Origin of the sequence: Neobacillus drentensis, assembly GCF_036965645.1 — a bacterium.
Lineage (GTDB): Bacteria > Bacillota > Bacilli > Bacillales > Cytobacillaceae > Neobacillus > Neobacillus drentensis_D.
Genome location: NZ_JBALPZ010000043.1, coordinates 14,310 through 36,281, shown reverse-complemented (window position 1 = coordinate 36,281; position 21,972 = coordinate 14,310). Strand labels below are relative to the sequence as shown.

23 protein-coding genes are annotated in these 21,972 nt (G+C 39.6%); 18 read left to right on the top strand and 5 right to left on the bottom strand.

The features are described 5' to 3' along the window. The first annotated feature begins 92 nt into the window (after nt 1-92). From proB to V7266_RS08950, 6 genes are all read left to right on the top strand, one after another. On the top strand, nt 93-1,205 hold the full coding sequence (proB, locus tag V7266_RS08975) for a glutamate 5-kinase (protein WP_335467552.1): 1,113 nt from the start codon (nt 93-95) through the stop codon (nt 1,203-1,205). Between the two features lie 7 nt (nt 1,206-1,212). Then, nucleotides 1,213-2,454: a glutamate-5-semialdehyde dehydrogenase gene (locus V7266_RS08970; RefSeq protein WP_335467551.1), complete on the top strand. Its 1,242-nt coding sequence runs from the start codon at nt 1,213-1,215 to the stop codon at nt 2,452-2,454. 94 nt (nt 2,455-2,548) lie between these two features. Further along, nucleotides 2,549-4,825, top strand: a complete 2,277-nt coding sequence (locus V7266_RS08965) for an ATP-dependent DNA helicase (protein WP_335467550.1) — start codon at nt 2,549-2,551, stop codon at nt 4,823-4,825. A gap of 131 nt (nt 4,826-4,956) precedes the next feature. Continuing rightward, nucleotides 4,957-5,211, top strand: coding sequence for a FeoA family protein (locus tag V7266_RS08960; RefSeq protein ID WP_335467549.1), 255 nt, complete (start codon nt 4,957-4,959; stop codon nt 5,209-5,211). After that, nucleotides 5,201-5,890, top strand: coding sequence for a FeoB small GTPase domain-containing protein (locus tag V7266_RS08955; RefSeq protein WP_335467548.1), 690 nt, complete (start codon nt 5,201-5,203; stop codon nt 5,888-5,890). Before V7266_RS08960 ends, V7266_RS08955 begins: the two co-directional genes overlap by 11 nt. Nucleotides 5,891-5,892: 2 nt before the next feature. Continuing rightward, nucleotides 5,893-7,266 (top strand): nucleoside recognition domain-containing protein, encoded by a 1,374-nt coding sequence (locus V7266_RS08950; RefSeq protein WP_335467547.1) that lies wholly within the window; start codon nt 5,893-5,895, stop codon nt 7,264-7,266. A gap of 44 nt (nt 7,267-7,310) precedes the next feature. Here the strand turns inward: V7266_RS08950 and V7266_RS08945 are convergent, their stop codons facing one another. Beyond that, nucleotides 7,311-7,607: a hypothetical protein gene (locus V7266_RS08945; protein WP_335467546.1), complete on the bottom strand. Its 297-nt coding sequence runs from the start codon at nt 7,605-7,607 to the stop codon at nt 7,311-7,313. Between the two features lie 150 nt (nt 7,608-7,757). On the opposite strand from V7266_RS08945, the gene V7266_RS08940 reads away from it, so the two are divergent. The 3 genes from V7266_RS08940 (at nt 7,758) to V7266_RS08930 (ending at nt 9,279) form a co-directional block, all read left to right on the top strand. Then, nucleotides 7,758-8,036 (top strand): DUF1292 domain-containing protein, encoded by a 279-nt coding sequence (locus V7266_RS08940; RefSeq protein WP_335467545.1) that lies wholly within the window; start codon nt 7,758-7,760, stop codon nt 8,034-8,036. 107 nt (nt 8,037-8,143) lie between these two features. Beyond that, on the top strand, nt 8,144-8,392 hold the full coding sequence (locus V7266_RS08935; protein WP_335467544.1) for a hypothetical protein: 249 nt from the start codon (nt 8,144-8,146) through the stop codon (nt 8,390-8,392). Between the two features lie 98 nt (nt 8,393-8,490). Further along, nucleotides 8,491-9,279, top strand: a complete 789-nt coding sequence (locus V7266_RS08930) for an alpha/beta fold hydrolase (RefSeq protein ID WP_335467543.1) — start codon at nt 8,491-8,493, stop codon at nt 9,277-9,279. Between the two features lie 41 nt (nt 9,280-9,320). Here V7266_RS08930 and V7266_RS08925 read toward each other — a convergent pair whose 3' ends face one another. Beyond that, a complete protein-coding gene (locus tag V7266_RS08925; RefSeq protein WP_335467542.1) occupies nt 9,321-9,860 on the bottom strand; it encodes a helix-turn-helix domain-containing protein in 540 nt (179 codons plus the stop codon). A 248-nt stretch (nt 9,861-10,108) separates the two neighbouring features. Between V7266_RS08925 and V7266_RS08920 the strand changes: the two genes are divergently transcribed. From V7266_RS08920 to V7266_RS08910, 3 genes are read left to right on the top strand one after another with little or no spacing between them, the layout of a single operon-like run. Beyond that, complete coding sequence (locus V7266_RS08920; RefSeq protein ID WP_335467541.1) at nt 10,109-10,753, top strand: alpha/beta hydrolase; 645 nt, start codon at nt 10,109-10,111, stop codon at nt 10,751-10,753. 23 nt (nt 10,754-10,776) lie between these two features. Then, nucleotides 10,777-11,199 (top strand): DoxX family protein, encoded by a 423-nt coding sequence (locus V7266_RS08915; protein ID WP_335467540.1) that lies wholly within the window; start codon nt 10,777-10,779, stop codon nt 11,197-11,199. A gap of 33 nt (nt 11,200-11,232) precedes the next feature. Continuing rightward, a complete protein-coding gene (locus tag V7266_RS08910) occupies nt 11,233-12,009 on the top strand; it encodes a dioxygenase family protein (protein WP_335467539.1) in 777 nt (258 codons plus the stop codon). Between the two features lie 56 nt (nt 12,010-12,065). On the opposite strand, the gene V7266_RS08905 is transcribed toward V7266_RS08910, so the two are convergent. After that, nucleotides 12,066-12,428 (bottom strand): hypothetical protein, encoded by a 363-nt coding sequence (locus V7266_RS08905; RefSeq protein WP_335467538.1) that lies wholly within the window; start codon nt 12,426-12,428, stop codon nt 12,066-12,068. Between the two features lie 245 nt (nt 12,429-12,673). Here V7266_RS08905 and V7266_RS08900 point away from each other — a divergent pair, with 245 nt between their 5' ends. Further along, nucleotides 12,674-12,958: a DUF3219 family protein gene (locus V7266_RS08900; protein ID WP_335467537.1), complete on the top strand. Its 285-nt coding sequence runs from the start codon at nt 12,674-12,676 to the stop codon at nt 12,956-12,958. Between the two features lie 17 nt (nt 12,959-12,975). Further along, on the top strand, nt 12,976-13,974 hold the full coding sequence (locus tag V7266_RS08895) for an LLM class flavin-dependent oxidoreductase (RefSeq protein WP_335467536.1): 999 nt from the start codon (nt 12,976-12,978) through the stop codon (nt 13,972-13,974). 40 nt (nt 13,975-14,014) lie between these two features. Here the strand turns inward: V7266_RS08895 and V7266_RS08890 are convergent, their stop codons facing one another. Further along, nucleotides 14,015-15,181, bottom strand: a complete 1,167-nt coding sequence (locus tag V7266_RS08890) for a glycoside hydrolase family 18 protein (RefSeq protein WP_335467535.1) — start codon at nt 15,179-15,181, stop codon at nt 14,015-14,017. A gap of 191 nt (nt 15,182-15,372) precedes the next feature. On the opposite strand from V7266_RS08890, the gene trhO reads away from it, so the two are divergent. Together trhO and pepF are read left to right on the top strand one after the other, a co-directional pair. Beyond that, nucleotides 15,373-16,323 carry an oxygen-dependent tRNA uridine(34) hydroxylase TrhO gene (gene trhO / locus V7266_RS08885; protein ID WP_335467534.1) on the top strand — a complete coding sequence of 317 codons (951 nt, stop codon included), beginning with the start codon at nt 15,373-15,375 and terminating at the stop codon, nt 16,321-16,323. A gap of 159 nt (nt 16,324-16,482) precedes the next feature. Next, nucleotides 16,483-18,270, top strand: coding sequence for an oligoendopeptidase F (gene pepF, locus V7266_RS08880; protein ID WP_335467533.1), 1,788 nt, complete (start codon nt 16,483-16,485; stop codon nt 18,268-18,270). 48 nt (nt 18,271-18,318) lie between these two features. Here the strand turns inward: pepF and V7266_RS08875 are convergent, their stop codons facing one another. Then, a complete protein-coding gene (locus V7266_RS08875) occupies nt 18,319-19,008 on the bottom strand; it encodes a hypothetical protein (protein ID WP_335467532.1) in 690 nt (229 codons plus the stop codon). Nucleotides 19,009-19,234: 226 nt separating this feature from the next. Here V7266_RS08875 and V7266_RS08870 point away from each other — a divergent pair, with 226 nt between their 5' ends. Both V7266_RS08870 and V7266_RS08865 read left to right on the top strand, forming a co-directional pair. Beyond that, nucleotides 19,235-21,379 carry a sensor histidine kinase gene (locus tag V7266_RS08870; RefSeq protein WP_335467531.1) on the top strand — a complete coding sequence of 715 codons (2,145 nt, stop codon included), beginning with the start codon at nt 19,235-19,237 and terminating at the stop codon, nt 21,377-21,379. After that, nucleotides 21,366-21,956: a response regulator transcription factor gene (locus V7266_RS08865; protein ID WP_335467530.1), complete on the top strand. Its 591-nt coding sequence runs from the start codon at nt 21,366-21,368 to the stop codon at nt 21,954-21,956. The genes V7266_RS08870 and V7266_RS08865 overlap by 14 nt, the downstream gene beginning before the upstream one ends. The last annotated feature ends 16 nt before the right edge of the window (nt 21,957-21,972 follow it).

Below are 21,972 nucleotides of genomic sequence, written 5' to 3'. Positions count from 1 at the left end.
CGGCACGCCCGCGGGTTTGCTGAGCGACTGGAGCGGAAATCAACAGCCCAATTTAACAGAGCCTATTTCTTAACATGAAAGGTCGTACTAAAATGAAAAAACAGCTGGTGGTCGTAAAAATTGGAAGCAGTTCATTAACAAATGCTACGGGAACCATTTCCGAAGAAAAAATGCGTGATCATGTGGAGGCACTTGCCTACTTAAAGGCACAAGGACATGAAGTCATTTTGATTTCTTCCGGTGCAGTTGCAGCAGGATTTGGCTCACTCGGTTATCCGACAAGACCCAAAACAACAGCTGGTAAACAAGCGGCCGCCGCAGTTGGCCAAGGACTATTAATGCAGCATTACATTGAACTTTTTAAAGAGTTTGATATGATGCCTGCCCAAATGTTATTAACGAGAGAAGATTTTTACAGTCAGACAAGGTTTCAAAATCTATTTTCTACCATCCATGAGCTGCTGGGGCGGGGGGTTTTGCCCATTATCAATGAAAATGATTCTGTTTCAATTGAGGAATTGACTTTTGGTGACAACGACTTGTTATCTGCACTCGTCAGCGGCTTTTTACATGCCAATGCCTTGATCATTTTAACCGATATTAATGGTCTATATGATGGGAATCCAAACGTATCTAAGGATGCTAAAAAGTTTAATTTCATTCCGGAAGTTTCAGATGAGCTGCTCGGATTTGCTGGGGAAAGTGGTTCATCCGTCGGCACTGGCGGGATGAAATCAAAATTAATGGCTGCGAAAAAGGCATTATCCCTTGGGGTCAGCGTTTTTGTTGGTACCGGGAAAGGAAAGGAAAAGTTGGCTGATATTCTTGCGGGTAAGGGGGATGGAACCTATATTGGCGGTCCCTTCCACACCCAAATGCAAATGAGGAAGCAGTGGATTGCTTATCATTCCCAAGTCGGCGGAGTGATTGAAATTGATGATGGGGCGGAAAATGCAATTCTTTTCCATGGGAAAAGCTTATTACCTGTCGGTGTAACGAACGTAAATGGGGATTTTAATGCATTAGATGTCGTTGAAGTTAGAAATCAAAAAGGGAAATTAGTCGGTAAAGGACAGGTTTTTTATTCAGCCGAGGATTTAGTTAGTGTCAAAGGCTTACCTAGTGATCAAGCGAAAAGTTTTTCTATCAATAAAAAAGCTGAAGTGATCCATCGTGATAATTGGGTCAAATTACCAAAGGAGTGATTGGAGAATGGGCGAACTGTTGGAAAAAGCAAAAAAGCTAAAAAAAGCTTCAAAACAATTAGGAATGATATCAACGAATGAAAAAAATGAGGCACTGCTGAAAGTAGCAGATCATCTCCTAACGAAAAAAGAATTCATTTTGAATGAAAACGCAAAGGATATTGAAGCAGGAAAAGAAAGAGGACTTTCTACATCGCTTCTGGATCGTTTACTTTTAACAGGGGAAAGAATCGAACAGATTGTGGATGGTGTGAGACAATTAGTTCAGTTATTTGATCCGATTGGTGAAACAATTGAAGCCTGGGAGAGACCGAATGGGTTACAAATTGAAACTATTCGTGTCCCGCTTGGAGTTGTAGGTATGGTGTACGAGGCCCGTCCAAACGTAACGGTGGATGCCGGAAGTCTTTGTCTGAAAGCGGGTAATGCTGTACTATTGCGAGGCAGTTCATCAGCGATTCATTCCAATATGGCACTTGTTCAGGTAATGCGCGAAGCCTTAGAAGGAACGGCAATCCCTGAGGATGCTGTTCAATTGCTAGAGGATACCAGCCGCGAAACTGCATCTGAAATGTTCAGATTAAATGAATATCTAGACGTACTTATCCCACGCGGCGGTGCTGGATTGATTCAAACAGTGGTTCAGAATGCTACTGTCCCAGTATTGGAGACGGGTGTTGGAAACTGCCATATTTTTATTGACGAAACCGCCGATAAGGAAATGGCGATTGAAATTGCAATCAATGCAAAATTACATCGTCCCTCTGTTTGTAATGCTGCCGAGACGGTTTTAATTCATGAAAACTGGCCTTATACCTCCGAATTATTAAGTCGTTTGCAAGATAAGCAAGTTGAATTGCGTGGTGATGATTCGTTAGTTTCAGCGTATTCGTTTGTGAAACCGGCAACCGAGGAAGATTGGGCTAGTGAATTTTTAGCCCCTATTTTAGCAGTGAAACAAGTCAGTGATGTGAAAGAAGCGATTAACCATATTGACCTATATGGAACAAAGCATTCGGAAGCGATCATTGGGGAAAGTGCGGAAAATGTCCGTTTATTTTTCCAAGCTGTCGATGCGGCCGTACTTTATCATAACGCCTCTACCCGGTTCACGGATGGAGAACAGTTTGGATATGGTGCCGAAATTGGCATCAGTACGCAAAAACTTCATGCCCGCGGCCCGATGGGTCTTAAGGCGTTAACAACCACGAAAGCTATTGTCCAGGGGACAGGACAAATCCGATCATAAATTTTAGCTAATAGCGCAGAAATGCGCTATTTTTTTGACCTTTTGGTATAATTAAATACAAACATATATTCTGATATAGTAAGTTGGTGAATTTGTGTCAGAAGACATTCAGATATCGGTAAGAACACTTGTAGAATATGTTTTTAAGAGCGGCAGTATTGATGCCCGTTTCCGCTCTCAAACAGCTATGATCGATGGGACAAGGATTCATCAAAAAATTCAAAAGACCTATCAAGAGGGTGACCAAAAGGAAGTATACTTAAGCACTGAGATTCATTATGAAGGTCTCAGCTTCTTAATTGATGGCAGATGTGACGGCATTTTATTTCAAGATGACAAAATAATCATAGACGAAATTAAATCCTTTTCCCAGCCGCTTGATCAACTAGAACCAGAAGGCTATCCTGTCCACTGGGCCCAAGCTAAAATGTATGCCTATATCGTGGCTATGGACAGGGAACTGGAGGAAATCGATGTTCAGTTAACCTATGTTCACGTTGAAACGGAAGAGAAAAAATCACTTACTCAAAAGTATACATTTCCAGAACTTAAAGGGTTTGCCATGGAGGTTATCCAAGGTTACGCTCCCTATGCCAAACTACTGCACGATCATCGGAAGAAACGAGATCAAAGCTGCAAGGAACTGTCATTTCCGTTTAAAACGTACCGCAATGGACAGCGAAAATTAGCTGGGGCCGTTTATAAGACGATCGTCGACCAAAAAAATTTGTTTGCGAGAGCTCCAACAGGGATTGGAAAAACCATCTCTACACTTTTTCCAGCCATGAAGGCTATTGGGGAAGGGCAGCTAAACCGTGTTTTCTATCTCACCGCTAAAACCATTACCCGAACATCAGCAGAAGAAGCGTTTGCCCGAATGGGTTCCTCCGGTTTATGTACCAAGACGGTTACCATTACGGCAAAAGACAAGGTTTGTTTTCAAGAGGAAACGAATTGTCAAAAAGAATATTGTGAGTTTGCGAATGGTTATTATGATCGGATTAATGAAGCGATTCTCGATATTTTATCAAATGAAAACCAGCTTACCCGTGAGGTAATCGAGAGCTATGCACGGAAACATAAAGTTTGCCCATTTGAATATTCCATCGATCTCGCCTATTCGGTGGATGCGATTATTTGTGACTATAATTATATCTTTGATCCGCGTGTCTCATTAAAACGGTTGTTAGAAGAGCATAAGAAGTCAACTGCTTTATTAGTGGATGAAGCACACAATCTTGTCGACCGCGGACGGGAGATGTTTTCAGCTTCCTTAAACAAAGAGCCATTCCTTCAATTAAAAAAAGACTTTAAGGGAGTTAATCAAGCCATTTATGATACTGCCAGCAAAATGAATGCCTGGTTTATTAAAATGAAAAAGATGAACGAAAACCAAAAGGAGTTTGTTTTGGAACATCTGGAGGAATCCTTTCTAGAACAAACTCGCCAATTTGCGATGACGGCAGAACAAGTTCTCCAATTAGAAACCTCACCATTATTACTAGAAATCTATTTTAAGGTCAATCAATTTTTAAAAATAGCTGAATTGCTCGATGAACATTATGTCATTTATGCAGAAAAGGATCGAAACGATCTAAAAATCAAACTGTTTTGCATTAATCCATCGTCTCTCCTTCGTCAAATGGGTAAAGGCTACCGTGCCAAGATCTTTTTTTCGGCCACTCTTTCACCGATGCCCTATTATCAGGATATACTTGGCGGCAGTGAAGGGGATTATTCGCTAAGCATTCCCTCTCCGTTTAATGAAGAGCAGGTGGATGTTTTGATCAAACCGTTGTCAACACGGTACCGTGATCGGGAACGGACAAGGGATGAGATCATTGATGTTATTCAATCCCTGCTGAAGAAACGGCCAGGAAATCATCTGATTTTTTTCCCATCCTATCAATATTTACTAGCCGTTTACGATCAGTTCAAACAGATTGATGGTGACACCCAGACACTTATTCAAGAGGCCGGAATGACGGAAAAGGAAAGAGAAGACTTTTTAGCGGCATTTAAACCGGACCAAACAGAAACACTGCTCGGCTTTGCAGTACTCGGCGGTATCTTTTCGGAAGGTGTAGATTTAATTGGTGACCGCTTAAATGGAGTAATCGTCATCGGGGTTGGTTTACCACAGCTTTGTTTTGAACGAAATCTAATCAAGGAACATTTTGCTCGCCAGGAGAAAAACGGCTATGACTATGCCTATATCTATCCGGGGATCAATAAAGTGTTACAAGCAGGCGGGAGATTGATTCGCTCTGAACAGGATCACGGAACGATTGTTTTAGTCGACGACCGTTTCTTGCAAAGGCAGTATCAACAGTTACTTCCGAGTGAATGGAGACAATTTACGATTATATAATAAACGTTTTAAAGCGGCCAAAAAAAATGGCTGCTTTTTTTTTATATTTTTCGTGACATTATTCTTAAAATTCTCATATAATTAAAGAAAATGTTGCGCACGGGAAAAACTTTAGAAAAGGGGAAAGAGAGATGGATAAACCTAAAAAAATTCAATTAGTAAATGGGGAAAAAGGAAATTTAATCAGAATTACCGCCTTAAACTTAGAGGGAGTAATGAGAAGAAGATTATTAGATTTAGGTTTTGTTGCAGGAGCTTTAGTCGAAGTGGTCCGAAAAAGTCCATTGGGTGACCCGATTGCCTTCCGTGTCAGCCAAACCACGATTGCCCTCCGCAAAGAGGAAAGTTCACGAATTGAAGGGGAGTTGTTGTCAAATGGGGAATGAATACAGAATCGCTTTAGCTGGTAACCCGAATACAGGGAAAAGCACCTTATTTAATGCCTTAACAGGACTTAGACAGCATACGGGAAACTGGGCAGGGAAGACGGTAACCCTTGCGGAAGGCAGTGTTCCGTTTAAGGATAACACCTTCCATTTAATTGATTTGCCAGGGACCTATTCCCTGTTTTCCAATTCAACAGATGAAGAGGTTGCTAGAAATTATATTGTCTTCGAAAAACCGGATGTTACTCTTGTAGTCTTGGATGCAACCTCATTGGAGCGGAATTTCAATCTTGCCTTGCAGGTGTTAGAAATGACGAAAAATGTAGTGGTTTGCATTAATCTCATTGATGTCGCTGAGCAGCAGGGAATCCGTATTAATGAACGGCTGTTAACGAATCGGTTAGGAGTACCGGTGATAAAAATTTCCGCTCGAAATAAAAAGGGCTTTCCGATGCTCCTTGATACGATAGAACGAATTGTAACGGGAAAAATTGAATGCAACCCGGTTCAAATAAAATACCCGGATGAAATTGAAGAAAAAATTAACCTCATAGAACCAAAGGTCCGTGAATTGGTTGGTAATCACATATCTTCTCGCTGGATTTCATTAAGATTACTAGATGGCGATGAGACACTTCTAAATGAAATCACTAAAAGAATGGTTCCGGGGGTGGTATAGCGATGAGTATTCAGGAGCTTTTTACAGAGGCACAGGCCTTATCGACGTCCAAATTGCGGGATGACATTGTCGAGCATCTTTATGATCGCAGCCGCCAATTATGCAATGAAGGAATCTCGTATACAAAATCCAAACAGGATACCACGACAGAAAAACTTGACAGCATTTTCACTTCGCCACTCTTTGGCTTCCCGATTATGATTACTATGTTAGGTGTGCTATTTTACTTAACCATTGCTGGAGCAAATATACCATCTTCTTTGATCGCAGAATTATTTGGCTGGATTGAAGGGCAAATAACAACCCTTTTCCATGCTATTCATGCACCAGATTGGCTCCACGGTATCTTAGTATTAGGTTTGTACCGGGGGACTACATGGGTAATTAGTGTGATGCTGCCGCCAATGGCGATCTTTTTCCCTGCCTTCGCGTTATTAGAGAATTATGGCTATCTGCCAAGGGTTGCTTTTAATATGGACCGACTGTTTAAACGGGTCGGAGCTCACGGAAAGCAATCGTTAACCATGGCGATGGGGTTTGGATGTAACGCCGCAGCCGTCATCTCGACTAGAATCATAGAATCACCTAGGGAAAGAATGCTTGCCATCTTGACCAACAATTTCGTTCCTTGTAATGGACGCTGGGGGACTTTGATTGTATTAGCTTCCTTATTTATGGCTGCCAATTTCACAGGAGGATTAAAATCATTGGTTACCACAGGGGTGATTGTAGGGATTGTCTTATTTGGGATTATCGTAACCTTCTTTGTCTCTTGGGCGCTGTCGAAAACAGCCCTTAAAGGAATACCGACTCATTATACGTTAGAGCTGCCGCCTTACCGAAAACCTAAAATCTTGGATACAGTGATCCGCTCTTCTTTAACAAAGTCCTGGTCCGTCTTAATGCGTGCCGTTAAAGTCGCTGCTCCAGCGGCCATTCTGACCTGGGTGTTTGCAAACATTTATATTGGGGACACTAGTATCCTTATGTATGCTGTGAATTTTCTAGATCCGTTTGGAAAAATGCTCGGTCTTGATGGTTATATCATGATGGCGTTTATATTGGGGCTTCCGGCCAATGAAATTGTTCTCCCGATTCTTTTAATGGGCTACCTATCAACCGGCTCGTTAACGGAAGTGGATAATTTAGTTGATTTAAAACAAATTTTTCTAGACCATGGCTGGACGTGGCTTACCGCACTTAACATGATGTTATTCTCCCTTCTCCATTATCCATGCGGAACTACGTTATTAAATATTTATAAAGAAACGAAGAGTAAGAAATGGACGTTCTTATCCTTTCTAATTCCAACTGTCATTGCCATCCTCATTCCATTCATCATTACCCAGGCTGTTAGAATGTTTGGATTAGTATAATAGCCAAAAATACCCTCAAAATTAAATTTGAGGGTATTTTTGGCTTATTTCCTCTTTTGAATTTCCTCTGTCACCACAAAGGCAAGATCATCGTTACCGAATAAGGAGAGTACACCGAGAAGTGTTTGGTCAGCAATTTCCCCCGCTTCCTCTTTTGGCACAGTCAATTCTATCGCCTCTCTTAATGCGGGATTGGACGATTGGTTCGGATAAGCCCGTAAATATAATTCCTCGGGATTTAGGTCATGATTCACACACCATTGGGCAAAGACGAGAATCATCATTTTTTCTTCACCTTGGTAGTGCTGGATTATTTTTTCTTCTAATTCTTTTGAATACATTTTAATATTTCTCCTTCAAAGCTTTTATAAATTTTAAATCAATGCTCAATACCTTTTATACTACCATAAAAATGGGTACAATTTGGTATGGACATGCTTTTATGAGATACTGTCTCTAGGATCTATTTTTTTAGTAAAGGGGAGTTTAAGTTGAGCAAAATTGAAGTAGGCGAAATCTTTACGATTAGTGATGAAAGTAATGAGGAGCAGGAAGTAGAGGTATTAGGGGTCATGACGATAGAAGGGAATGACTACGTTGCGGTTGCCTTTGCTGATGACGTAAGGCAGGAAGAAACAGAAGAAGATATCGATATCTTCTTTTTAAAGGTGGATGATGAAGGTGATTTTACCGCCATTGAAAGCGATGAGGAATTCGATAAAGTCTCTGCTGCCTTTGATGAAATGATGGACGAAGAAGAGGAAGAATAATTCTTTCTAGAGAGGAGTATCCCTCTCTTTTTTTTTTGAAAAATTATGTATGTAAATTTTCCCAAAAGGCATACTAACATGGAGAATACAATTAAAGGAGTTCGTTCATGTTAATTGAAGAAGGTAACAGGTATCAAATATCTCAAAATGCAAAAGGTTTTTTCAACTCAGCAGAAACGATGACGGTGAAAAGCTATAACGGCATTACCGTTCAATTTATTCTTGGAGACAGTAAAGGTCATGGTTCTATGCCAGTTGAGCATATGCAGTATTTGTTAAAGAAATCAAACTTAACCGTAATTCCTAATAAAAGATCTTTATTGAATCATGAGTTAAATGAAGAGCAAATTGGGTAAATATATAGCATTACTTCTTAAAAGAGGTAATGCTTTTTATTATTGATTTTATAACGCATATAATATGATATATAAAAAGAGAGAAGGAGTGAGTTGATTTGTTGGATACTAAGAGTACGTCATTAACAAATTCCACCATCACATACATAGATGAAGGGGAAGGCAAGCCGATTGTACTTCTGCATGGATTCTGTGGGAGTTCTGAGTATTGGTCTGAGGTCATTCCTGGGTTATCAAAAAATTATCGGATTATCGCTCCAGATCTTCCGGGACACGGAGGGTCTACAACTTCTTTAAAGAACTATTCTATTTCAGATATAGCAGACATAATGAACGAGTTTTTAGGTGAATTGGATGTAGAGAAGGTAACGATGTTCGGCCACTCATTAGGGGGCTACATCACACTTGCTTTTGCAGAGAAGTACGGTCATTCATTAAACGGTTTCTCGCTTGTTCATTCCACTGCCTTTCCTGATTCGGAAGAGGCTAAACAGGGGAGAAGTACGAATATTGAGAAGGTCAAAAAGGATGGGATTAAGACACTGATTGATGGACTTGTTCCTAAACTTTTTTCACCGGATCACCTTGAAGAACAGTATATAGAATCGGCAAAACAGATTGGCTACCGTACACCTTCAGAAGGTGCTATCCATACATTAAGTGCCATGAGAGACAGACCTGATCGTAACAGCGTGCTCGAAGCTGCTTCGTTACCGGTGTTGTTGATTGCCGGAGAAAAAGATCAAATTATCCCTGCAGAAAAAACCTTTTCTGTGAGTAAAGCAAACATTAAACAAACGATTATTAAAGATTCAGGTCATATGAGTATGTATGAGCAGCCTGACGAACTAATAGCAGTCATTAAAGACTTTATGGAAAATATTTAGAAGGTAAAAGGAGGAACTTTTTTTGGTTCCTCCTTTTACAGTTAAAATAAGTCACTCAGTTTTGTGTCGGAATAAACGGCAACCAGTACGACCGCTTTTTCCGTCCCGATATTCTTAACGGTATGAGGTACACTGGCATTCCAGCTAAAGGAATCCCCTTTTTCCAAAACAAAGGAATCTTCCCCTTGTTCTGCAAGAACCTTTCCTTCCAAAACTAAATGGCATTCTACTCCTTCATGTGAATGGGCATCACCAATCGAGGCTTCTGGTGGAAACTCCACACTCCTTAGCCATAATCCTCCCTTTGACGAGATATGCTCGATTTTCAAGGTATTCATAGTTGTGTAGGTTCTCTCGTCTTTTTTAACAACCTGCATATGTTCTTTTTTTTCTAACAGCAGATAAGGAAGAGGAACACCTAAATAGGCTGCAATGGTCTGAAGTGTGTTGATAGATGGGGATGTATTATTGTTTTCAACATTGCTGATAAAACCTTTGGAAAGCCCTGTTCCTTCACACATTTGGGCAATGGTGATTTTCTTTCTATTTCGTATTGCTCTGATTTTTGCGCCGATATCCAAATGGTCCACCTCAATAGTTTTCTAATATAGAACATATTTATATATTAGCAAAAAAGTAATTGACAATCTACTCCGTTAGTTGTTATCCTATAGACAACAAAGGTTCATATTAAAAAACTTATAAGCATATATTTTTTTGTATCCTTGTTTTCTTATATGAATCTTTTTATTCTATATGAATATTGTCTGATTCCTTTTATTAAGGAAAGACTAAAAATAATCAAAAACTTAAGAAAGGGATGTTAACTATGAAGGCACCAATGATTTATGAGCTTCGCCGGCCGGCACAAATGGAGACAGGTAAAACCTATCCAGCCTTATTTCTTCTGCATGGCATTGGCAGTAATGAACAAAATATGCTGCCATTGGTGAATGGACTAGAAAACCAATTTTTCATTTTCAGTATCCGCGGTCATTTACCACAGCCTCCTGGCTATGCCTTTTTTACAATCGAAGGGTATGGGAAACCACATCGGAAAGTATTCGATGAGGGAGTGAAGAAGCTGACGAGCTTTATTGACTATGCTTGCGGCCAATATCCAATCGACGAGCACCAATTATTCTTACTCGGCTTCAGTCAAGGTGCGATTCTGTCGATGACTTTAGGATTAACATTAGGCAGCCGAATTAAAAGTATTGTAGCATTAAGCGGTTATATTCCTGCCTTTGTTAAGGAAGAGTACAACATCAAACCGGTCAACGATCTATCCATCTTTATTTCACACGGGGAGATGGACCAAGTGCTTCCTTTCGAATGGGGAGTAGCCAATGATGAGTATTTCCGCAAGTTAGGAGCAAATGTCACTTTTCGGACCTACCCAGTGGGTCATACCGTTTCACTAGAGAATCATCAGGACTATATCAGGTGGATATCTAAACAACTAGAAAAATAATATTTTTAAGGAGAGGTAGAAAAATGTTAAAAAAATTTGAAGCAAGTACTTTAATTTTACGTGTTATTTTAGGAATTACGTTTTTTGTTCATGGAGTTGTTAAATTCCAAGGGGGAATTGAAAATATTGTTGGCTGGTTTGGGGCAATCGGCTTACCAGGATTCTTAGCTTATGTGGTCGCAACAATTGAAGTGGCTGGAGGAATTGCATTAATCCTTGGACTAGGCAGCAGAGTCGTTGCAGCGTTGCTTTCGTTATTAATGATTGGTGCAACCCTAAAGGTAAAGCTTGCGGTTGGCTTTTTAGGTAATGGAGAAATGGCCGGATATGAATTGGATTTAGCACTACTAGCTATGGCTGTGTTTATAGCCATTAACGGTAGTAAAATGTTTGCCCTTGATAAAGTTATTTTTAAAGAACAAAAGTCGGAAAGCACATCCTTTTAAAACATTACAAAAGAAATAGGGGGTCTATTTAAAATGATGCCAACTTTATTTATTGCGCATGGTGCACCCTTGCTAGCAATCGAAAATAATGAGTATACTCAATTTTTAAATGAGTTAGGCAAAAACATTCCGCGCCCGAAGGCAATTGTGTTATTTTCTGCTCATTGGGAATCACGGGTTCAAAAAGTAAGCAATGTTGATTCTTACAGTACAATCTATGATTTTGGCGGATTTTCTCCCGAACTTTACCAAATTCAGTATCCTGCTCAAGGAGATCAAAAGCTTTCGATTGAAATTCAGGATTTATTTAAGGAAAACGGTGTACCGTTTGAAATTGAAACTGAACGCGGGTTAGACCATGGTGCATGGGTTGTGCTGCGTTTACTGTATCCGAATGCCGATATTCCTGTGATCGCGATGTCAGTAAATCCTAAACTTTCACCTGAAGAACAATATAAGGTTGGTAAGTCCTTATCTGCTTTAAGGGAAAAAGATGTTTTAGTGATTGGGAGCGGGGGAACGGTTCATAACTTGAGAGCAGTAAAATGGGCCGATAATGAGATCGATCAGTGGGCACAGGAATTTGATGATTGGTTGGCTGTTCATTTAAGGAATTGGGATTTGGAATCATTGTTTAAGTATGACTCCGTTGCTCCATATTCAGAATATGCGGTTCCTCCTTATGGAAATGAGCACTTTATTCCGATTTTCTATGCGATGGGGGCGGCTGATGATGTGAAAAAGGCAAACTTGCTGCATCGCAGCTACCGGTATGGAAACCTTAGTCATAGTGTTTGGCAGTTTGGATGATATTTTACCAATTATAATAAATTCCCAATCGCATATAAGATTGGGAATTTTGCTATTTATTCCAAGGGATACGTTCCAGAGTAAACACCATCTAGATAGCCGGCCATTACTATAAATCCTTGATTATTCATGAATGGTATCCCAATAAGTATTTTTCCATTTAGATTATATTTAATTACTTCAATATCATGAGCATTTGTCCATTTAAATCCATCTTGTTCTAACTCTTTTTTAACATTCTTAAAGTTTTCACTACTAATTACATCTGCAACCATTTTATTTCTTTCTGCACCTCTAATAATTGTGACTTGGTGGCAAGGGCAGTCGTCAGTTTCTGCAGCTTTAGCCGTATTTCCAGAGGTTACAAACAAGGATCCTGCAATGACTAATCCACCAATAACGGTTAATAATTTTTTCATTTTCTTCCCCCTCTTTTTAATTCTCCTTTAATTTATTCGCTTTCTTTCGACAATCTCCTTCAAAAAACTTGGGAAAATATTCGACAATTGCCAAATTTTGTGTCAAAAACGTGTCTTTACTACTAATGGAAGTTATATTTCTTTTTACCTAAGAATTAAAATGAAAATTTCCCTAAGGTACTATATTTGATTGGAATATTTTCAAGTGCTATGCTTTTAGTAAAAATGAAATGAGGAGACGTTTTTTGGTAAACGAATTAATATTAAATGACACAGTTATTAAACTTGACCATTACGAAGAAGAAAAGATCAATAATATATATAGAATAACGGTTACCTTTAAAGTAACCAGTGCGGATTATCATGATATCACCACCTTGCTTTATAAAGGTACTTTTAATGTGAAAATACCTGAAAGAAAACTAGCATTTAGGGGAGCAATTCAACAATATTCCACATCACTGACAAACCTATATGAAAAAGACCAGGTTGGGGTATTTAAGCTTAGTTTGCTGGAAACAATCCATTAAGAGAGGAGTGGGTATTTGTGAGACTTAGCATTTTAGATCAGGCCCCGATTTCATCCAATCAAACAGCTCAAGAGGCACTATACGAATCGATGAAACTGGCCCAAATGGGTGAAAAGCTCGGATATACTCGCTATTGGATTGCAGAACATCATGATTTGCCTGGACTTGCTTGTCCGGCCCCTGAAGTGATGTTAAGTTATATTGGCGCCAACACCTCTACGATTCGCATCGGTTCAGGTGCGGTTTTGCTGCCACACTATAAACCTTACAAAGTAGCAGAAGTCTACAACATGCTCGCAACCCTATTTCCTGGCCGGATTGATATCGGGATTGGCCGGGCACCAGGCGGTTCCGCAGAGGCTTCTAATGCCTTGTCGAATAACTTTTTACAACAAGTATGGAATATGCCGAATTCAGTAACGGAGCTGCTCCACTTTTTAGAAAATGACTTTCCTAATGATCACGAATTTAAAAATTTAACAGCTTCTCCCATTCCACCAGTTCAGCCTGCCCCATGGCTGCTCGGAACCAGTAAAAAAAGTGCCTTATTGGCAGCAGAAAAAGGCATGAGCTACGCCTTTGGGCAGTTTATGAGTGAGAACAATGGACCAGAGATTGTTCAACAATATCTGGATACTTTTCAACCAAGAAAGCAGGGGCAAAAGCCTGAAGTGATTGTAACAGTCAATGTGATTTGTGCGGAAACAGATGAAAAAGCCTTAGAAATTGCAATAAGTGCAATAGTATGGTCCTTACAGAAAGGAAAAGGAGAGGGAAATGGGGTTCCATCAATAGCAGAAGCAAGCCAGTATCCTTTATATAAAAAAGACCTGCAAAATTTAGAAAAAATATTGGGGAACATGATTATCGGCAACCCTAAGAAGGTAATAAAAAAGCTATATGAGCGAGCCTCTTTATTTCTTGCAGATGAAATTATGATCGTAACCATTACTCACTCACCAGAAGATCGAGTGAAGTCCTATCAATTGATTGCAGAAGAAGCGTTTCAAATATAAAAAAGGCCGTACACTCAATTAACGAGTATACAGCCCTTTTTTATTGTGCATTCACAACAGCATAGTATTTTACAGGGGTGTTTGTCGCTTTTTTTATAGTCCCAGAGATGGAGCTAGTTAAACTATTTGACCCTTTTGCATCAAGTCCGAGCTCCCATATCATCATACCGCCGAAGCCATGATCTAATGCGAGGTTGGTTTTCTTTTTCATAGTTGCCGCACCATTATAATAGTAAGTGGTTCCGTTCATATTAATGGTGTCACTATTGGCATTAGCAGGGTTTTGATTAATGATGGCTCCGTAGGATACCTGTTTTATTTTAGGATCCTTTGGCTGAGCATAAAATGGCACACCTAACACCAATTTATCTTTAGAGATATTTTGTTCTTCAAATAATTTCGACCAATAGTTGACGATTTTCTCAGTAAATGGATACGGTGATAAGTTAGCCGCATTGTAACCTTCGTCCCATTGTCCGTCATATGCCATGATATTCACATGATCAACATCCTTAAACATGGATGGCTCATATTGTACATAGCCGATTTCAGTTAAGGTAACGGCATTTATTTTTGAATTTACAGCAACCGACAGCTCTTTCTTTTTGGAGTGAAGCTGTACGCTTAATTGCTTCGCAAAAGCGGCAAGATTTTCAGCATCTTCTTTTGAATGAGGATGTTCAAAATCAATATCGATTCCATCTAAATTCTCACGGTCTGCTAAACTTGTAAGCTCGTTCACTAGCTTTGTCCGGGAGTTTGGATTAGAAATAGCTGCTTTAAAATAGGGATAGGATTCCCCGCCGCTTATATGATACCATCCACCAACAGCTAAAATTACTTTCGTATTCGATTTTTTGGCTTTTGCAACAATAGTACGTAAGTTTTTTAAAGCGGAATCACCATTTAGTAAAATACCGCCCTCTTTGGTCGGATGGGCAAAAGAGAAGATGACATGCGTTAATTGACTGTAATCCACTTGGTTTGGGTCTCGGAAATCTTGTATATAACCGATCAGCACTTTTGAATGTGCTTTTTCGACTTTAGGTAAATCTTTGGTTTGCGGCTTAATGGCCGATTGTGGTGCTTTTCCTGATTTAATTGGTTTTTCCTGTGGCTTGGTAGAAGAGAATTGTATCCCTGTATAGATTCCTCCAAGGAAGGTAAGAACAATTACCAATGCAAGGAGGAGTTTACTTTTTTTCATAGAATGTATCCTCCTTCTTATTACTTTAAAATTGTAACAGAATACAGGGCTAAAAATGGTTGGTAATATCCACCTTTAAGCTAAAATTAATTACCTAGGTAAATAGATTTGTAACTGTTGCTAGTTTCTGATATAATAATAAGGTTAATGTTAAAAAATCAATTTAGATAAGATTTAAAAGGTGGTCAACAATGAATCAAGAATATAGAGTATTACTTTATTATAAATATGTACAGATTGAGAATCCTGAAGAATGCGCGAATGAGCACCGTCAAGCTTGTAATGACTTAGGTTTAAAAGGACGGATTATTATTGCTTCTGAAGGAATCAATGGCACGGTGTCAGGCACCATCGAACAAACAGATGCTTATATGAAATACATGGACGAACATCCATTGTTTAACGGAACTTGGTTTAAAATTGATGAAGCATCTGAGCATGCTTTTAAAAAAATGAAGGTCCGCTACAGATCAGAGCTTGTCACACTTCGTTTAGAAGATGATGTGGATCCTAACGTACTAACCGGCAAGCATCTGAAGCCAAAGGAATTCTTTGAGGCAATGCAAAGGGAAGATACGGTTGTGATTGATGCTCGAAATGATTATGAATATGATCTTGGCCATTTCAGAGGAGCAGTCCGACCTGATATATTGAACTTCCGCGATCTCCCAGAGTGGATTAGAGAGAACAAAGAGGAATTTGAAGGCAAAAAAATCCTTACTTATTGTACCGGCGGGATTCGTTGTGAAAAGTTCTCCGGCTGGCTTCGCAAAGAAGGCTTTGAAGATGTATCTCAGCTTGAAGGCGGAATCGTCACTTACGGGAAAGACCCTGAGGTTCAAGGCGACCTATGGGATGGACAGCTTTACGTATTTGATGAGCGGATTAGTGTTCCAGTTAACCATAAAGAACATGTCGTTGTCGGAAAGGATTACTTTACAGGCGAGCCATGCGAGCGTTATGTAAACTGTGCGAACCCTGAATGTAATAAAAAGATCCTTTGCTCGGAAGAAAACGAGCACAAACACTTACGAAGCTGTTCGCACGAATGCCGCGTTCACCCAAGAAACCGCTATGTGGCTGAACATGGTTTAAGTGAGGAAGAAGTAAATGAGAGACTTATGGCGCTAAGTCATAACTAATACTAATGGAGGCAGGTCATGAATATGGCCTGCTTTTGCTTTATGGTATTGAATTCTATCATAAAAAAGGATAATTGTTGATACATATGGAATATACTTTTGAAGGCTTTACCATATAAAATACAAAATATATCTGAATACGTTGAAGGGAGCATACCCATGACCACCTATACAAGCAGAACCGAAGTACCCGTCCATGAAAAATGGAATTTATCTGATATTTATTCAGATATCAGCAAATGGGAAGAAGAATACCAATTAATTGAGAAAATCGGCACCAGCCTTAAACAATTCGACGGAAAAATAAACGATGGCCATTCCTTATATGATTACCTTAAACAAAGAGAAGAGCTGTCCTTTCATTTCAATAAAGTATATGCTTATGCTATGTTAATGGTTGATGAAAATACGAGAGAATCTGATCCTCAGTCTTACTTAGACAAGGCAAAGCAGCTCAGTGTAAAAATCAGTGCTGCCACTTCCTTTTTTATGCCTTATTTACTAAGCTTAGAAGAAGATACTTTAAAAGGTTATATCAAAGAAGAAGCAAGATTAACATACTTTGAAGAAGATTTACTTGACTCGTTCCGATACAAAAAGCATGTCTTAAGCAAGGAACAGGAAGAAATCTTGTCTCAATTAGGGGAAGCTTTGTCGGTTCCGGGTCATACCTTTGGCATGATCAATAACGCTGATATTAAATTTGGTGAAGTCACGAACGAAGATGGGAACAAGGTTGAATTAACACGAGGCATGTATTCTAAATTAATTGAAGAAGAGGACCGTGATAAACGGAGGGAAGCCTATAAGGCGTACTATCAGCCATATGTTCAATTAAAAAATTCGATTGCTTCAACCCTTTCAGCAGCAATTAAAAATAACGTTACATTGGCGAAAATCCGCCAATATCCATCTGCGCTTGAAAAAGCACTGTTTGGTGATCAAGTACCGCGCGAGGTTTACGAGAATCTGATTAAGACGACAAAAGAAAATATTGCTCCACTTCACAAATACACAAGAATTCGCAAAGAAAAATTAAAACTCGAGGAAATACGTCAATATGATATGAGCGTCCCGCTTGTCAGCGGTGTAAAACAAGTGATTTCCTATGAAGAAGCATTTGAAACCATGCTGAAGGCATTGGCTCCTTTAGGGGAAGATTATATAAACATCCTTAAAGAGTTTAAGGACTCAAGATATATAGATGTCCGTGAAACACCTGGCAAACGATCTGGGGCTTACAATTTAGGCGTTTATGGTGTCCATCCATTTATATTACTTAATCATCAAGATGATTTGGATAGTTTATTCACCTTGGTCCATGAATGCGGCCACGGAGTTCACAGTAAATTAAGCTCACAGTACCAGCCGCAAATTACTGCCGGATACAGTATTTTTGTAGCTGAAGTAGCTTCGACGGTTAACGAGGTACTCTTAATTAACTACTTATTAAATAATGAAAAGGAACCTGAAGTCCGGAATCATTTGCTCAATCATTTTATAGATCAGTTCAAAGGAACTTTTTTCACACAGGTCATGTTTGCAGAGTTTGAAATGAAAACACATGACATGGCCGAGAAGGGAATCCCATTGAATGTTGAAGTATTCAATAAAACCTATGAAACCTTGTTTAGGGAATACAATGGAGATGAGGTTGTCTTTGACGAAGAAGTCAAATACGGCTGGTCAAGAATTCCGCACTTCTATCGACCTTTCTATGTGTATAAATACGCAACAGGCTTTGCCTCTGCGATCCATTTGGCGACAAAGATTCTAGAAGGAGATCAAGAAACCATCCATTCCTATCTAGAATTTCTGAAAAGCGGCAGCATTGATTATCCACTGGAATTATTGAAAAAGACTGGGGTGGACTTAACAACCCCAGACCCAATCCAAAATGCTCTAAAACGATTTGGCGAGCTTGTTGAAGAATTTTCTCAACTCTAAGTTAAAAAGGACCCGAAGAATTCTCACTTCTCGGGTCCTTCTTAGTGATTATAATTTAAGTTTATTTTCTACTTGAATGGATATTGTTTTTGCATTATAAAAAGACAAAATTGCCCCGAACCAGACAAAAATCAGATGAATATAGGCAAAAGAAATCTCAAGTAAATGAATATGAACCGGAACAATCATGCCTATGATTTGAATAACCAAAACCACTAATGTAAAGATGGCCGGTGCTTTAGGTAAAACTTTTGCCCGATAAGTAGAGATTCCTAATAATATCAGTCCAATAAAGATTCCAGGAATAAGTGGAATAAAAATGGCTAGCTGTAATGGGAACCGGTCGATGGCCATGTTATTGAAAAGGTCGGTTACATGTTGTAAATCTTTCGCTGTATGAACAAAATCAAAAATGATTGGATAAGCAATTATTTGTACAGGCCCATGGAAAATTTCCAGCATTAAACCGATGAATAATAAAGGAAATGCGAGCCAGCCCCACCATTTTAAACTAGCCGCCTGCCGTAAAAATAAAGCGGGTAATCCCATTAAGATAAACGTAGATGCGTAGGCCAATAGTACATGTGTATTGACAGCACCTCTTAAAAATTCTGGGATATCCTTTACCGTTTCAGGTACATCAGCCAGGTGGACCAATTGACCGGTGAAGCCCATAATCCCCCCTAACAATAACATAACTCCACTGAACTTGAGAAAACCTTTTGGAATGGTAATCATTGATATTCCTCCTGTGTAATCGTTTGTTTTTTGTTTACACCTGAATCATACCATCCCGCCAATACCCGGCCGGTAGAGACTCTAATTCCCAAAGAGCAGGAACTAAAACGGGAAACTATATGATTTACAGAACAATCAGATAATTGGTACAATTTTCCTATCACTTGTTGACAGGAGAAGAGGATATGGATACTACAAGCCCTTTATCTCTAAATGGAAAAGCGTCTTGCTGAGAAGCACAGTCCAATTCGTAAGCTTACTGACCGTAATCCTATTTATCGTCAGTGCTCCTCAATACTATCAATATATTAATGCTAATTGTATCACTCACAGTTGCGAAGCATTTTATAATCCCGCCCCAGGGATCGGGTGGCTTAAGGATCATGGGCTCACCCCTGCTGAATATTCTTTTGCGTATGATATGATCTATGTTGTTTTTGGAATTGTTTATATCACGATTGGTTTAGTTATATTGTGGAAAAAATCTTCCCACCTCATTGGACTGTTATGCGGCTATATGTTGATTTCACTTGGAGGAACCTTTACCCCGATTATGTGGGGGCTAAAGGTGATTCATCCTGTTTACCTGTTCATCGTTCAAATTATTGAAGCGGGAGGAATGGCGGCCTTTATCCTGTTCTTTTTCCTCTTTCCGAATGGACGTTTTGCTCCCAAATGGTCTAAATATCTTTGTTTGATCTTGATAACCCTTCGGATCCCAGGGATGCTCCTCCCTAAATCCGACGTGGACTTACAGTATATCTCTAAATGGTTATTTGCTTGTTGGTTTATCTTGTGGGTTGGGAGCTTACTGTTTGTACAAATCTATCGATATAAATTTGTATTAACTTCAATAGAAAAACAGCAGGCTAAATGGGTGGTATATGGAGAAGTTATTGCTTTATTGGGATTATTAAGCTTAACAGCAATATATATCATTACAGAAAAATCAATCGAGACAATGCCCTATCATCTTTTTTACATGGAAATAGGTATTCATACCACCATGTTGATTATTCCGGCAGCGATTTTGATGGCGATGATGAAACATCGCTTATGGGATATTGACCTTCTTGTCAATCGAACACTTGTATATGGAATTATGACCGTCTGTACCGTAGTAGTTTATGTTTTGGGAGTCTGGTATTCTAGTTTATTGTTTCAAACGAGCAACAATCTGATTAGTTCACTTATTGCAACAGGAATTGTCGCTGTATTATTTACGCCTGTAAAAGATAAGGTTCAGCGCTTTATTAACCGCAGAATGTATGGTGAAAATGATGAACCGTTCACGGTGTTATTTCGTTTAGCGAAAGAATTGGAACATCCCAATGATCCAGAATCAGTTTTACACCTCGTTGTCAGAACCATTAAAGATTCGCTAAGGATTCCATATGTTTCTCTATCACTTTATCAAAATGGTGAAGCAGTAGTTGCAGCCGAAGATGGTATTTTTAGTGAAGATTGGATTTCTTACCGCCTTATTTATCAAGGGAATGAGATTGGCGAGATCAAGCTGTCAAGACGCGCCCCAGGGGAGTCGTTTACTTCGTCAGATCAAAAATTTATCGAGATACTTGTGCGTCAAGCCAGTGTTGTTACGCAAAGTGCCAAAATATCAATGGACTTAAAGTTATTAGCTGAGGATCTTCAAGAATCGAGGGAAAATCTCGTTTTTGCCAGAGAAGAAGAAAGAAGAAAGTTAAGAAGCAATCTTCATGATGATTTAGCACCTCGGCTCGCAGCACTTGCCCTTACGGCGGCGGCTGCCGAGGAGCTTGTTGATCATAATCCATATGTAATAAAGGATATTCTTAGTGAGTTACGTTCAACCATTCGTCAGACAGTGTCTGAAATTCGCGGTTTAGTTTATGATTTGCGGCCCCCTACGCTTGACGAGATGGGTTTAATTGGAGCGATTCATGAACGGATCAAGGATTTATCAGCACCTAGCTCTACCCAGCGAGGAATAATAAATAGTGACAGGATTGCCTTTACTTTGAACGCCCCTGAACAGCTGCCGGCTTTACCTGCTGCGGTCGAAGTGGCTGCATACCGAATCACAACTGAAGCCATTGTGAACGTACTTCGACATGCTAAAGCAAAGACTTGTACCATTACCCTAGCAATTAAGAATCAGCAAGAACGGGGGTTGGTCATTACGATAGAAGATGATGGGATTGGAATATCACCGATAAGAAATTACAAGAAAAACTCAGGGATTGGGATTGGGATTGGGTCAATGAAAGAAAGAGCTGCTGAATTAGGAGGACAATTTCGCCTTAAGCCGAATATCCAGGGAGGAACGGTCATCACCGTATTCTTACCGGTTAATACTTTTTTAATGGGGGAAATGAATGAAAAAGGTTAGAATATTAATCGTGGACGATCATCCACTTTTTCGACATGGGGTAAAAACTCTGTTCTTAACCACGCCTGACTTAGAAGTAATTGGTGAAGCTACTTCTGGAGAGACGGCGATAGAAATGGCCCAATCACAAGTTCCTGATGTAATCCTGATGGACCTGCGCATGTCCGGCTGTAATGGAATAGATGCTACAAGAGAGATTATGAAGTCCAATCCCGAAATACAAATCTTGATATTGACCATGTTCCAGGATGATCACTCTGTGTTCGCAGCGATAAGGGCTGGTGCAAAAGGATATGTGTTAAAAGATGCGGAAAAAGAGGATTTATTAAACGCAATCCGGGCTGTGGCGAATGGAGGTGCCATCTTTAGTCCAGGTATCGCTTCGAGAATGATCGATTATTTTGCGATGGCCCGTCCGGCAGCACCTCGGGAGGCTTTTCCTGATTTGACGGAGCGAGAGCGGGAGGTCCTCTATTTGATGGCAGACGGTACCACGAATTCAGGTATTGCTGTGAAGCTAAAGATTAGCGGAAAAACGGTATCAAACTATGTTACGAATATCCTCAATAAATTGTAAGTTGCCGATCGTGAAG